At 62.6% G+C, this 11,984-nt stretch carries 12 protein-coding genes; 9 read left to right on the top strand and 3 right to left on the bottom strand.

The features are described 5' to 3' along the window. Positions 1–4 precede the first annotated feature (4 nt). The 3 genes from tssK to tagH are packed head-to-tail and all read right to left on the bottom strand — an operon-like array spanning position 5 to position 3,402. Positions 5–1,339 (bottom strand): type VI secretion system baseplate subunit TssK, encoded by a 1,335-nt coding sequence (gene tssK, locus PSCI_RS09670; protein WP_045485691.1) that lies wholly within the window; start codon positions 1,337–1,339, stop codon positions 5–7. 15 nt (positions 1,340–1,354) lie between these two features. After that, complete coding sequence (gene tssJ / locus PSCI_RS09665; protein ID WP_045485689.1) at positions 1,355–1,870, bottom strand: type VI secretion system lipoprotein TssJ; 516 nt, start codon at positions 1,868–1,870, stop codon at positions 1,355–1,357. Between the two features lie 29 nt (positions 1,871–1,899). Next, complete coding sequence (gene tagH, locus PSCI_RS09660; protein ID WP_045485688.1) at positions 1,900–3,402, bottom strand: type VI secretion system-associated FHA domain protein TagH; 1,503 nt, start codon at positions 3,400–3,402, stop codon at positions 1,900–1,902. Positions 3,403–3,826: 424 nt separating this feature from the next. On the opposite strand from tagH, the gene tssA reads away from it, so the two are divergent. The 9 genes from tssA (at position 3,827) to tssG (ending at position 11,983) form a co-directional block, all read left to right on the top strand. Then, positions 3,827–4,849, top strand: coding sequence for a type VI secretion system protein TssA (gene tssA / locus PSCI_RS09655; RefSeq protein ID WP_045494087.1), 1,023 nt, complete (start codon positions 3,827–3,829; stop codon positions 4,847–4,849). 86 nt (positions 4,850–4,935) lie between these two features. After that, positions 4,936–5,466, top strand: coding sequence for a type VI secretion system contractile sheath small subunit (gene tssB, locus PSCI_RS09650; protein WP_045485686.1), 531 nt, complete (start codon positions 4,936–4,938; stop codon positions 5,464–5,466). A 14-nt stretch (positions 5,467–5,480) separates the two neighbouring features. Continuing rightward, entirely contained in the window at positions 5,481–6,974 is a 1,494-nt protein-coding gene (tssC, locus tag PSCI_RS09645) for a type VI secretion system contractile sheath large subunit (protein ID WP_045485683.1), read from the top strand. Positions 6,975–7,081: 107 nt separating this feature from the next. Further along, complete coding sequence (locus tag PSCI_RS09640; protein ID WP_045485680.1) at positions 7,082–7,570, top strand: Hcp family type VI secretion system effector; 489 nt, start codon at positions 7,082–7,084, stop codon at positions 7,568–7,570. A gap of 80 nt (positions 7,571–7,650) precedes the next feature. Continuing rightward, positions 7,651–8,106: a type VI secretion system amidase effector protein Tae4 gene (locus PSCI_RS09635; RefSeq protein ID WP_045485677.1), complete on the top strand. Its 456-nt coding sequence runs from the start codon at positions 7,651–7,653 to the stop codon at positions 8,104–8,106. Continuing rightward, positions 8,103–8,546, top strand: coding sequence for a hypothetical protein (locus tag PSCI_RS09630; RefSeq protein ID WP_045485675.1), 444 nt, complete (start codon positions 8,103–8,105; stop codon positions 8,544–8,546). Before PSCI_RS09635 ends, PSCI_RS09630 begins: the two co-directional genes overlap by 4 nt. A 73-nt stretch (positions 8,547–8,619) precedes the next feature. Continuing rightward, positions 8,620–9,123: a type VI secretion system baseplate subunit TssE gene (gene tssE, locus PSCI_RS09625; RefSeq protein ID WP_144403224.1), complete on the top strand. Its 504-nt coding sequence runs from the start codon at positions 8,620–8,622 to the stop codon at positions 9,121–9,123. After that, positions 9,120–10,976, top strand: coding sequence for a type VI secretion system baseplate subunit TssF (gene tssF, locus PSCI_RS09620; RefSeq protein WP_045485672.1), 1,857 nt, complete (start codon positions 9,120–9,122; stop codon positions 10,974–10,976). The genes tssE and tssF overlap by 4 nt, the downstream gene beginning before the upstream one ends. Then, positions 10,940–11,983 (top strand): type VI secretion system baseplate subunit TssG, encoded by a 1,044-nt coding sequence (gene tssG, locus PSCI_RS09615; protein ID WP_084709917.1) that lies wholly within the window; start codon positions 10,940–10,942, stop codon positions 11,981–11,983. Before tssF ends, tssG begins: the two co-directional genes overlap by 37 nt. Position 11,984 lies beyond the last annotated feature (1 nt).

The raw sequence follows: 11,984 nt of genomic DNA, 5'->3' as shown, positions 1-11,984 counted from the left end.
CGCGTTATCCTCGAATCGCCCAGAAAGCCAGGTTCAGGCCGGGAAATTCACCGGCAATGTGAAAGGCAAAACCACCGGAGCGGCTCAGTTGCTGCCAGTGCTCGCTGCCCCGGTCCAGTTCGTAGTAGGTCGAACCGACATGGAACGGCAGTTGCCGTGGCGCCACCGCCAATGGCAGCAGACCGATGCCCGGCAGTTGCAGGTTGACCAGGTCGCGGATGTGTTCCACCGAGCCGATCTTGCTCTGCTGGCCGAACCGCGCCCGCAAGGTTTCGCCCGGAATATCGGCGCGCACCACCAGAATGAAACTGGCGTTGTCCAGCAGGCTCTTGTCGGCCAGCATTGCCACGTGCACGCCGTAGGCTTTTTCGACGATCGGAATCGGTACTGCCTTGCTGTCGATCAGCATCGACAGTGCCTCGCGCAGGGCCTGCATGACCGGCGCATAGCTGACTTGCAGGTCGTCGTGCTGATAACGCGGGAACTCCTGCGGGCGGTGCTCACGGGTCGAGAAGGTCGCGAATTCTCCTGCCAGGCTGACCAGTTCGCTGTAGAAGCGCTCCGGGTGCAGCGGGCTGAGTTGGCCCAGATGCTGGATCAGCGGTTCGGCGCGATTGACCAGTTGCAGCAGCATGAAGTCGGCGATTTCCGAGGCGCCGCCGGCACCTGAAGCCACCACCCGCCCGGCCAGCGCCTCGCCACGCTGGCGCAGCAAGCCTTGCAGCTCACTGCGAAACGCACTCAACGGGCGGCTCACCGCCACATCCAGCAGTGGCGGGATGTACTGCTCGTCGAGCAACAACACGTTGTCGGCGCGTTTTTCGATGACCCGCACCACGCCCAGCACGGCGTAGTCGCTCAGGCCGTCCTTGTCGGTCAGCAGGCGCAGCGCCCGTGAGCCGACCGCCACCGGCGCACGACTTTCGAACTGCGCATTGTCGTCGCGCACTTCACGCACCTGGCTCTGATAACGTGCCGCCCCCGCAGCCTCGCCTTGCTCGACCGTGTCACGCACCCCGGCCCGGCGCAGCGGCAGGCCCAGATACACCAGGCCATCGCGCAGGCTGTCATCGATACTCAACGGGCTCGGTGCCGGATCATCGTGAGGGATGTTGAACGGCGTGCCGTCAGGCAACAGGCCACGGGCCGCGACGATGGCCAGCTTGCCCTGGGCCAGCAGGCCCTGATCGATGAGCAGTTCGGAAAACCCCCAGGCCGCCGCCGACAGCGGGCGGCTGCGGGCGTCGATCAGGTTTTCCAGGTAACGGTCATGCTGCTGGAAATGCTGTGTTCCGATGAACATGCCTTCCGACCAGACCACACGATTGTTCCAGGACATGGGTTCTCCGATTGCCTATTGAGCGGGGCGGGTTGCGGCGGCGGCAGCACTGCTGATCGCCAGCGCATCGAGGTCGATCCGGTAGTGCGAGCCGTGCTGCGGCGTCAGGTTCAGGACCGTGCGCCAGCGGGCACGGTCGATCTCGCGGTAGCCGACCACCAGGCCGATATGCCGGGTCGCCGGGTTGAGCGGGCGTACCACGCTGCGGGTTTCGCCGGGCCTGATCAGCACTTCGTCCTGATCGACCAGGTCAGCCCCCAGGGTCTGACTGCCACGCTCGGCCAGCGCGAAGTAATCGGCGCGGCTGAAAGCTGCGCTGTTTTTGAGTTCAAAGATCCGCACCCGCACTGGCGCCGGTTGCCCGGTGGCGCCGGGGTTGAGCGTGGCACTGGCATGGATGTCGAGGGTCACGCTGGCGTCGTCGCCAGGCGCTTGCGAGGCAGGACCGGACGCAGGCGACGAAGCGCTGGAACAGGCACTGAGCAGGCTGGCCAGGACAGCAATTCGGGCAACGGTGGCGAGCAGCGGCATTTTCACAGGGGCATTCTCACAGAGGGTTCTCAAGAGCGGCGCAGGCGTTCGCTGTGCGCTTCATAGGCACGGCTGAACTCGCGACCGAACAGGTCCTGGAAATCGTCTTCGGCTTCCTGGGAAATACGCTGGTACAGCGCGGTGAACTGCTGCCAGTACTGCGCCTGACGCGAACCGCTGAACAGGTTCGACAGCCCGCCAGGCTTCCCCATGCGTGCTTCCAGCTCGGCCGGTTCGAAGCGCTTGAGCAGGTGCTTGATGGCCGCCTCGACACCGGCCATCACCGCCAACTGGTGCGCGCGCAGGTCGTCGAAGCTGTCGTTGACCGCCTGCTCGGGGTCCATGAAGGCCTGATTGCCATGGCGCAGCAGCAGCAACAACGCTTCATCGGCGTTGGGCGCGAACTTCAGCGGGTTGTTTTCGACCGGGCGGATCATCGTCTGCTGCATGCGAAACTCGCCCTTGAGGCTGGTGCGGGCGCGCAGCACGTCGATCAGTCCTTCGACCATCAGCCGGTAGCTACGGCCGATAGCCTCCATCTGCGCCTCGGCCTGCTGAGGGTCGATACGCAAATGGTCCAGACCGGCGCCGCGCAGAAAGGCCTGGAGCAGTTCGCCACTCGGTGCCGGGGCGGCTGCAGCAGTCACCGCAGCGGCTGGCCGCGACGGCTGAGCAGGTGCCGACGGTGCTGGTACAGGCGGCACGGGTACAGGCGGCACGGGTATGGACGGCTCGGTCTCAGGCTCGACAAGCGGGATTGGCGGGATTGGCGCGGCAGGTTTTGCCTCGACAATCATGTCTTGTGCTGACGGCACCGGCTCGACCGTGGCCACGAATGGCTGGGCGGCAACGGCGCCGAGATCGGCAAACGGGTCCCAGTCATCCGGAATCAGACCGGCACCCGCCTCGGCGGCTGGCGCTGGCGGCGCTACCGGCTTGTCGAGTAACACCGCAGTTGGTGGGCGGAAATCATGCTGGCGGGCCGGTACATGGTCGGGCTGGGTGGCCGGCGCGACATTGGAGCTGCCCAGAAAGTCGAACAGGTCCGGGAAGGTGTCCTGGGCCGAGCCGCCCTGCAAATGAGCCATGCCGGATGCGACCGCCGGCGCACTTTGCGGCGTCTGCCAGTTGCTTTCCTGACGGCTCATCAGTGCTTCAAAACTGTTGGGGGATTCACTGAGCGGGGCGGCCTGATCCGTCAGTTGCATATCAAAGTCGATACGCGCGCGAATCTCGTACTCACCAATACGGATAACTTCACCGTCTTGCAGTACTTCACTGTTGCCCCGCCGTAGACGCACCCCGGCCTGCACCAGCTCTACCCCGTTGGTGCTGTTATCGGTCAAGTAGTAGCGGCCATCCTTATACTGGATGACGCAATGCCGCGAAGATACCAGGCGCTCGGGATCAGGAAGTACCCAGTCATTATCCTGACTACGGCCAATTGCCATCACTCCGGTATCCAGTGTCTTTTCAGCGCACTGACCGGGCGTGATTTTATGGTAACTAGTGATCGTCAAGCTCAGTGACATTGCGATTCCCTGCTTATCTTGCACACTAACTTCTGAGTGCCCTGCAAACTGCCCGCGCTGCTCTCGCTACGCTGAAAAGGCCGCGAATCAGCCCCTGACAGGCATCTTTCGCTAAAGTTCAATAATTTCCTATTTGCACTAAGCCCCGACTGACGGTCGGTTGCGGCGCCATGATAATCATGCCGACGCAGGCGATGTCAAAATAACATGCAAGCTGTTACCTGCGTCACAACCGCTCTTTCGGCTGCATATAAGCACCTTGACAAGCCCTGCGCGCTACTTCAAGAATGCACAACTCCTGATATTGTGTGATATCACGTTGCCACTAACTAACCAAGTGCGACATCCACACTAATAAATGGTTCAAAAAAATTTTCCCAAACGACTGCAAGACATCATCTGACAGATAAGGAGATCGGACGTGGTGGATGTCGCAATGTTGCTTAGCGCTGTTTCAGCCCAGTTGCCGTGTGGCGAAGACCTGGAATATGACGCGGATTTTTTGCAACTGGAGCGTGATGCCCTGGGTAAACCCGAGCGCATCATGGGCGACGCCGTGCAACCGGCCGAACCACCACAGTGGCGCCAGATAGAGCAGTCCAGCAGTGCCCTGTTACAGCGCAGCAAAGACCTGCGCATTACCCATTTCCTGGCCCAGAGTGCGCTGGCGCTCGATGGCATCGCAGGCCTGGCCAATACCCTGGATCTGATCGAGCAACTGCTGCGCCAGTACTGGGACGGGCTGTATCCGTTGCTCGACGCCGATGACGACAACGATCCGACCCTGCGCATCAATGCCCTGGCAGGTCTGAGCGGCGACACCAATCTGCGCTTGCTGCGTGACAGCCCGCTGGTGCGCTCAAGAGCCTTCGGTACGCTGAGCCTGCGCGCCGCATTGCATGCCAGTGGCGTGTCGATTGCCAGCGATGAGTCGCTGAGCCTCGACACCTTCAACGCCGCCCTGCGCGACAGCGATCCGCAGAGCCTGCAGGACACCCGGGATGCACTCAGCCTGGCACTGCAACGAGCGACAGGCATCGAGACCTTCGTCAACGAGCAGGTGGGCTCGGCCCAGGGCGTCGATCTGACGCCGCTCAAACAGCCCTTGCGGCAGGCCTTGCAGGTACTCGGTGAGCCGGCCCCGACAAACGCCCCGCCAGCGCACGATGAGCCCGCCGCCAGCGACCAGCCGCATGCCGCAGCGCCAGCTCCGGTCGCCGCCGCCGCACCCCGCGCGAGCGGCGAGATTACTGATCGTGATGATGTCGTGCGTAACCTTGACCGCCTGCTGGCGTACTACGCCCGCCATGAGCCTTCCAGCCCGTTGCCGGTGCTGTTGAACAGGGCCAGAGGGCTGGTCCACGCCGACTTCGCCAGCATCGTGCGCAATCTGATTCCCGACGGCATGTCCCAGTTTGAAACCCTGCGCGGCCCCGAGGCTGACTGATCCGCCACCCGGATCACGCCCCAATCGTGCAGCCCGTTACCGGCATTGATGCCAACACCGTCGCAACAGCGACCAGGAGAAGCAACGTGGCGAAAACCAGTTCGCAGAAATTCATTGCGCGCAATCGTGCGCCCCGTGTGCAGATCGAATACGACGTGGAACTGTACGGCGCCGAAAAAAAGGTCCAGTTGCCGTTCGTGATGGGCGTCATGGCCGACCTGACCGGCAAGCCTGCCGAGCCCCTGGCCCCGGTGGCCGAGCGCAAGTTTCTGGAGATCGACGTCGACAACTTCGACTCGCGGCTCAAGGCCCTGCAACCACGTGTGGCCTTCCATGTGCCCAACGAGCTGACCGGTGAAGGCAACCTGAGCCTGGATATCACCTTCGAAAGCATGGACGACTTCAGCCCTGCCGCCGTGGCCCGCAAGGTCGACTCGCTGAACCAGTTGCTCGAAGCCCGCACCCAACTGGCCAACCTGTTGACCTACATGGACGGCAAGACCGGCGCCGAGGAAATCATCCTCAAGGCGATCAAGGACCCGGCGTTGCTCCAGGCCCTTGCCAGCGCACCCAAGCCTGGCGATGCCACTTCCAATGACGCCGAGCCCAACGCCTGAGAGGACCTTTGATCATGAGCGAACTGTTGCGCGACACCCAGAGCCAGCCGGCTTCTCAGGAACAGACCAGCGAATTCGCCTCGTTGCTGTTGCAGGAATTCAAACCCAAGACCGAGCGCGCCCGCGAAGCGGTAGAGACGGCGGTAAAAACCCTGGCCGAACAGGCCCTGGCGCAAACCAGCCTGGTGTCCAATGACGCGATCAAGTCGATCGAGTCGATCATCGCGGCCATTGACGCCAAGCTCACCGCCCAAGTCAACCAGATCATCCACCACGACGAGTTCCAGAAGGTGGAAAGCGCGTGGCGCGGCCTGCATTACCTGGTCAATAACACCGAAAGCGACGAGCAACTGAAGATTCGGGTGCTGAACATCTCCAAGCCGGAGTTGCACAAGACCCTGAAGAAGTTCAAGGGCACCGCCTGGGACCAGAGCCCGATCTTCAAGAAAATGTACGAAGAGGAATACGGCCAGTTCGGCGGCGAGCCCTACGGCTGCCTGATCGGCGACTACTATTTCGATCAGTCGCCGCCGGATGTCGAATTGCTGGGCGAACTGTCAAAAGTCTGCGCCGCGATGCACGCGCCGTTCATCTCGGCGGCCTCGCCAACCGTGATGGGCATGGGCTCCTGGCAGGAGCTGTCCAACCCTCGCGACCTGAGCAAAATCTTCACCACCCCGGAGTACGCCGGCTGGCGCTCGCTGCGTGAGTCTGAAGACTCGCGCTACATCGGCCTGACCATGCCGCGCTTCCTGGCGCGCCTGCCTTACGGCGCCAAGACCGACCCGGTGGAAGCCTTCGCCTTCGAAGAAGACACCGACGGTGCCGACAGCGCCAAGTACACCTGGGCCAACGCTGCCTACGCTATGGGCGTGAACATCAACCGCTCGTTCAAGCACTTCGGCTGGTGCTCGCGGATTCGCGGTGTGGAATCCGGTGGTGAGGTCGAGAACCTGCCGGCGCACACCTTCCCCACCGACGACGGTGGCGTGGACATGAAGTGCCCGACCGAGATCGCCATTTCCGACCGCCGCGAGGCAGAGCTGGCCAAGAACGGCTTCATGCCGCTGCTGCACAAAAAGAACACGGACTTTGCCGCCTTCATCGGCGCCCAATCGTTGCAAAAGCCGGTCGAGTATGACGATCCGGACGCCACTGCCAACGCCAACCTGGCCGCGCGCCTGCCGTACCTGTTCGCCACCTGCCGCTTCGCGCATTACCTCAAGTGCATCGTGCGCGACAAGATCGGCTCGTTCAAAGAGCGTGACGAGATGCAGCGCTGGTTGCAGGACTGGATCCTCAACTATGTCGACGGCGACCCGACCCACTCCACCGAAACCACCAAGGCCCAACACCCGTTGGCGGCGGCCGAAGTGGTGGTCGAGGACGTCGAGGGCAACCCCGGCTACTACACCTCCAAGTTCTTCCTGCGTCCGCACTACCAGCTCGAAGGCCTGACCGTGTCGCTGCGTCTGGTTTCCAAGCTGCCGTCGGCCAAAGGCGCATAACCCGGGGTTAACCGCCACATTGGCGTCGTATCACGGTGGGAGCGAGCTCGCTCCTGCCGGTCAACCCAAGATCATATCCGTGGCCCATGCCACCTCAGGAGAAAAACATGGCTGTCGATATTTTCATCAAGATCGGTGACATCAAAGGCGAGTCGGTCGACAAGACTCACAAGGACGAAATCGAAGTGCTGAACTGGAGCTGGGGCATGTCCCAGTCCGGCAACATGCACACCGGCACCGGCGGCGGCGCTGGCAAGGTCAGTATCCAGGACCTGTCGCTGACCAAATACGTCGATAAAGCGACCCCCAACCTGATGATGCATTGCTCCAGCGGCAAGCACGTCGCCAAGGTCACCCTGACCGTGCGCAAGGCCGGCGGCGACAATCAGGTCGAGTACCTGATCATCAACCTCGAAGAAGTACTGATCTCCTCGCTGAGCACCGGCGGTTCGGGCAGCGATGATCGCCTGATCGAGAACGTCACGCTGAACTTCGCCAAAGTCACCGTCGACTATCAGCCGCAGAAGGCCGACGGCACCAAGGAAGGCGGCCCGATCAAGTACGGCTGGAACATTCGCTCCAACGTCAAGATCTGATCCGGATTCGCTCCCGGTGCATGCATCGGGAGCGATCGGCTTCAGGAAGACTCCGATTGATGTGGCAAGGAGACTGAGTTGTGGCAAAGCCTTCGTTTATCAATTTGTGGAAAGCGTATCAAGACATCCTGGAAGCACACCCGGCCGGCGACCCTTGTGACGGCGGTTGGGACAACCAGTGCGCCATTCGCATGAGCATTGCACTGAACGGTGAACGCAGTATCAGGATCAACAAATCCACCTACAGCGAACCCAAATGCGCCCATGACCACGCGCGAGGCGCGGAGTCCCTGGCAAACTGGCTATGGAAGCATCATCTGGGTCGTCCAACCATCCTCACTGGCAGCGTAGCGGACCGCAAGAAACTGGCCCAAAAGACCGGGATCATTTTCTTCAAAGACTGCTTCGCCCGGGGCGGCGAGTCCTTCGAGCAAAGGAGCGGCGACCATATCGACGTGTGGAGCCGTGGCTCGACACAGACCTATGACGACCCTGCCCATCGCTCCAAGCAAGTCTGGTTCTGGGAGCTGTCATGAACCGTTTGATTTTCTCCCCCGTGCTGCTCGGCGGTCTGCTATTGAGCCTTTATGCCTGCGCGCAACAACCTGCCGAAAAACCGGCAAGCGCCGTGCCCCAGGTATCGCTGAGCGGACAGATTCTGACCCTGCAAGAACAGCAGCAGCGCTGCGTACTGCGCAAGTCCGATGGCAGCTTGGTGCAGCTGGATATTCCTTGGCCCTGCGCGTTCAGCGAAGACCGTGAAGGGTTGCCTCGTGTAGAAAAATTCGACAGCGCCGAAATTGTCATCGTGTATCACTCCAGACCTGAACCGGCGCCCAGCAAGCGCTGCACAAGCCAGTTTCAAGCAGTGCGCCTGCTAAAAGGGCAGCTGGAAGCCTCGGTGGTTTCGCGTAATGGCCTGTGCATGCGCGGCCCGGTAGACCAGAAAAACTTCGTCGGGTTATTCGACTGGTGAACATTGCAAGACCGAGCCTCCCCCTGCTGGTCACTTCATTGTCGATTTGGCCAGCTACTTTTTGGTGAACCGTATGACCCCGCGCGAGCGCCTGCAACCTTCCCTGCTCGACCGTCTGACCGACGACGACCCCGGCAACCCGCAGGAAAGCGCCGACAAGCGTGTGTTGTCGCTGAGCCAGCTCAAGGCCTCGGTGCTGCGCGACTTGAGCTGGCTGCTCAACACCACCTCCTTGCTCGATGCCGATGCCACGCTGCACAGCCCGGCCGGCACCTCGGTGGTCAATTACGGCTTGCCGGCACTGGCTGGCACCAGCGTCTCCGGGGTCGATATCGCAGTGTTGGAAACCCTGATCCACCGGGCGATTACCACGTATGAACCGCGCCTGCTGGCGCATACCGTGCGGGTCCGGGCGCATGTCGGTTCAGAACAGATGAACCATAACGCCTTGAGTTTCGAGATTCAGGGCGACCTGTGGGCCCAGCCGGTGGCGCTGCCCTTGCTGCTGCGCACCGAACTGGACCTGGAGTCCGGCCATGTGCAGGTGCTGCCTGCCGATCAACGGAGACGCTCATGAATCCGCGCCTGCTCGGGCTGTATAACCAGGAGCTGCAGCACATTCGTGAAAGTGCTGCCGAGTTCGCCCGCGAGTATCCGAAGATCGCCGGGCGCCTGACCCTGTCAGGGATGGAGTGCGCCGACCCGTATGTCGAACGCCTGCTCGAAGGCTTTGCCTACCTGACCGCCCGGGTGCAGTTGAAGCTCGACGCCGAGTACCCGACCTTTACTCATAACCTGCTGGAAGTCGCCTACCCGCATTACCTGGCGCCCACGCCGTCGATGACCGTGGTGCAGATGCAGGCCGACCCGGACGAAGGTTCGCTGGCTGACGGTTTTACCCTGCCACGCGGCAGTGTGCTGCGCGCCGCGCTGGGCCGCGACTCGCAGACGTCCTGCGAATACCGCAGCACCCAGGACGTCAACCTGTGGCCGGTGCAGGTCAGCCGGGCCGAATACTTCGGCAACCCGGGCACCGTGCTGGGTCGGCTGGCCGCCGCTGAGCCCAAGGCCAAGGCGGCGCTGCGGATCACCTTGCGCAGCGGCGCCGAACTGCCGTTCAACAGCCTGAAGCTGGACAACCTGCCGTTGTACCTCAACGGTACCGACGAACTGCCCTATCGACTCTACGAACAATTGCTGGGCAACGCCTGCGCGGTGTTCGCCCGTCAGCCGGGCCGCGACTGGGTCGAGCGCATACCGGTAGAGAGCCTGCGCCCCTGCGGCTTCGATGATCGCGAAGCCGCCTTGCCAGTCGTGCCCCAGGCGTTCCAGGGCTATCGCTTGCTGCAGGAATATTTCGCCCTGCCGCAGCGTTTTCTGTTCGTCGATTTCAGCGGCCTGCAACCCGCCGTGCAGCGTTGCCATGGTCAGGAGCTGGAACTGATTGTGTTGTTCGAGCGCCTGGACCCGCAGCTGGAAAACAGCATTGGCCGCGAGCACCTGGTGCCGTACTGCACACCGGCGATCAACCTGTTTGCGCGCCGCCTGGACCGTATCCACCTGACCGACCGGGTGCATGAGTACCACGCGATTGCCGACCGCACCCGGCCAATGGATTTCGAGATTCACTCCTTGACCGGCGTCACCGGCCATGGCACCGGTCCCGATCAGTCGTTCCTGCCGTTCTATGCCGTGCGTGAGCCGTCGCGCTATGGCCGCGACAAGGCCTATTACATCCTGCGCCGCGAGCCCCGCGTGCTGTCCAGCGAGCAACGCCGCACCGGCACCCGTTCCAGCTACGTGGGCAGTGAAACCTTCATCAGCCTGGTCGATAGCCAGCAATCGCCGTGGCGCCACGACCTGCGCCAGTTGGGCCTGAGCGCGCTGTGCACCAACCGGGATTTGCCATTGTTCATGCGCTTGGGCGGTGACAGCGACTTCACCCTGGCCGACAGCGCGCCGGTGTCCGCCATCCGTTGCCTGGCCGGCCCCAGTCGTCCGCGCGCCAGCCATGCGCATGACAATAAAGCCTGGCGGCTGATCAGCCAGTTGTCGCTGAACTACCTGTCACTCAGTGAACAGGGTCAGGGCGCGGCGGCGTTGCGCGAGTTGCTGCGCCTGTACGGTGACGATCAGGATGCCGCGCTGCAATTGCAGATCGAGGGCCTGCACGAAGTCAGCAGCAAGCCGGTGACCCGACGCTTGCCGATGCCTGGCCCGATCGTGTTCGGCCGCGGCCTGGAAATCACCCTGAGCTTCGATGAGAACGCCTTTCGCGGCAGCGGCGTGTTCCTGCTCGGCGCGGTATTCGAGCGTTTCCTGGCCCGTTACGTCTCGATCAACAGCTTTACCGAAACCGTGCTGCGCAGCACCGAGCGCGGCGAGATCATGCGCTGGAAAGCCACGCCCGGCCGGCGGCCGACGCTGTGAGCAGCCTGGAGCAGATGCAGGAAAAACCCTGGGAGTACGACTTCTTCCAGGCGCTGCGGCGCATCGAGAATGAAAATCCCGACCTGCCAAGGTTCGGCCATTCGCTGCGCCTGGCCGATGATCCGGTGCGCCTGAGCCAGCGTCAGGACAGCGGCTTCGCACCCTCGACCCTGGCCAGCGTACAGCCGGGCGATGACGAGCTGCCGGCGCGCCTGGAACAGTTTTTCTTCGGCCTCGGCGGCCCCAATGGTCCGCTGCCGCTGCACCTGACCGAGTACGTGCGCGAGCGCCAGCGCCATCACGCCGACCCGACCAGCAAGCGCTTTCTGGATGTGTTCCACCACCGCCTGTTGAGCCTGTTCTACCGCGCCTGGGCCGAAGCCCGACCGACCGTCAGCCACGACCGGCCTGACGATGATTACTGGTCCGGGCGGCTGGCCGCGCTGTGTGGCCGTGGCTTGCCAGGGCAACTGGAGCAGGGCGAATTGCCCGGCACCGCGATGCTCCACTACAGCGGCCACCTCGCCGCCCAGACCCGCTACCCCGACGGATTACGGGCGATCCTCAGCGAATACTTCGGCGTGCCGGTGAACATCGAGGAATACGTCGGTCAATGGCTGGAGCTGCCCGAGCGCAGCCGGGTCGGGGTGACCGCCAACCGGCTCGGCATGGACCTGTGCCTGGGCAGTCATGTGTGGGATCGCCAGCACAAATTCAGAATTCGGCTGGGGCCGCTCAAGCTCGACGACTACATGGGCATGCTGCCCGATGGCCAGCCGTTTCGCGAACTGGTGGCCTGGGTCGCCGAGTACCTGGGCCACGAACTGGACTGGGACCTGAACCTGGTGCTGGAGCAGCCCGAGGTTCCGCGCCTGCAACTCAACAACCGTCAACGGCTGGGGTTCAACACCTGGCTGGGCACACCGGCACAAGACGCCGACGACCTGATCCTGGCCCGGCACTACGCCGACCAGGCCAGCTCGGTAACGACCTCAAGGAGCAATTGAT

Source organism: Pseudomonas sp. StFLB209 (assembly GCF_000829415.1).
In the GTDB taxonomy this organism is placed as follows: Bacteria; Pseudomonadota; Gammaproteobacteria; order Pseudomonadales; family Pseudomonadaceae; genus Aquipseudomonas.
This window is presented reverse-complemented; position numbering and strand designations above follow the sequence as displayed.

Excerpts from the sequence above, each read along its gene's own strand:
- tssK (WP_045485691.1), bottom strand. The coding sequence starts at position 1,339 with ATGTCCTGGAACAATCGTGTGGTCTGGTCGGAAGGCATGTTCATCGGA.
- tssJ (WP_045485689.1), bottom strand. The coding sequence starts at position 1,870 with ATGCCGCTGCTCGCCACCGTTGCCCGAATTGCTGTCCTGGCCAGCCTG.
- tagH (WP_045485688.1), bottom strand. The coding sequence starts at position 3,402 with ATGTCACTGAGCTTGACGATCACTAGTTACCATAAAATCACGCCCGGT.
- tssC (WP_045485683.1), top strand. The coding sequence starts at position 5,481 with ATGAGCGAACTGTTGCGCGACACCCAGAGCCAGCCGGCTTCTCAGGAA.
- PSCI_RS09640 (WP_045485680.1), top strand. The coding sequence starts at position 7,082 with ATGGCTGTCGATATTTTCATCAAGATCGGTGACATCAAAGGCGAGTCG.
- PSCI_RS09630 (WP_045485675.1), top strand. The coding sequence starts at position 8,103 with ATGAACCGTTTGATTTTCTCCCCCGTGCTGCTCGGCGGTCTGCTATTG.
- tssE (WP_144403224.1), top strand. The coding sequence starts at position 8,620 with ATGACCCCGCGCGAGCGCCTGCAACCTTCCCTGCTCGACCGTCTGACC.
- tssF (WP_045485672.1), top strand. The coding sequence starts at position 9,120 with ATGAATCCGCGCCTGCTCGGGCTGTATAACCAGGAGCTGCAGCACATT.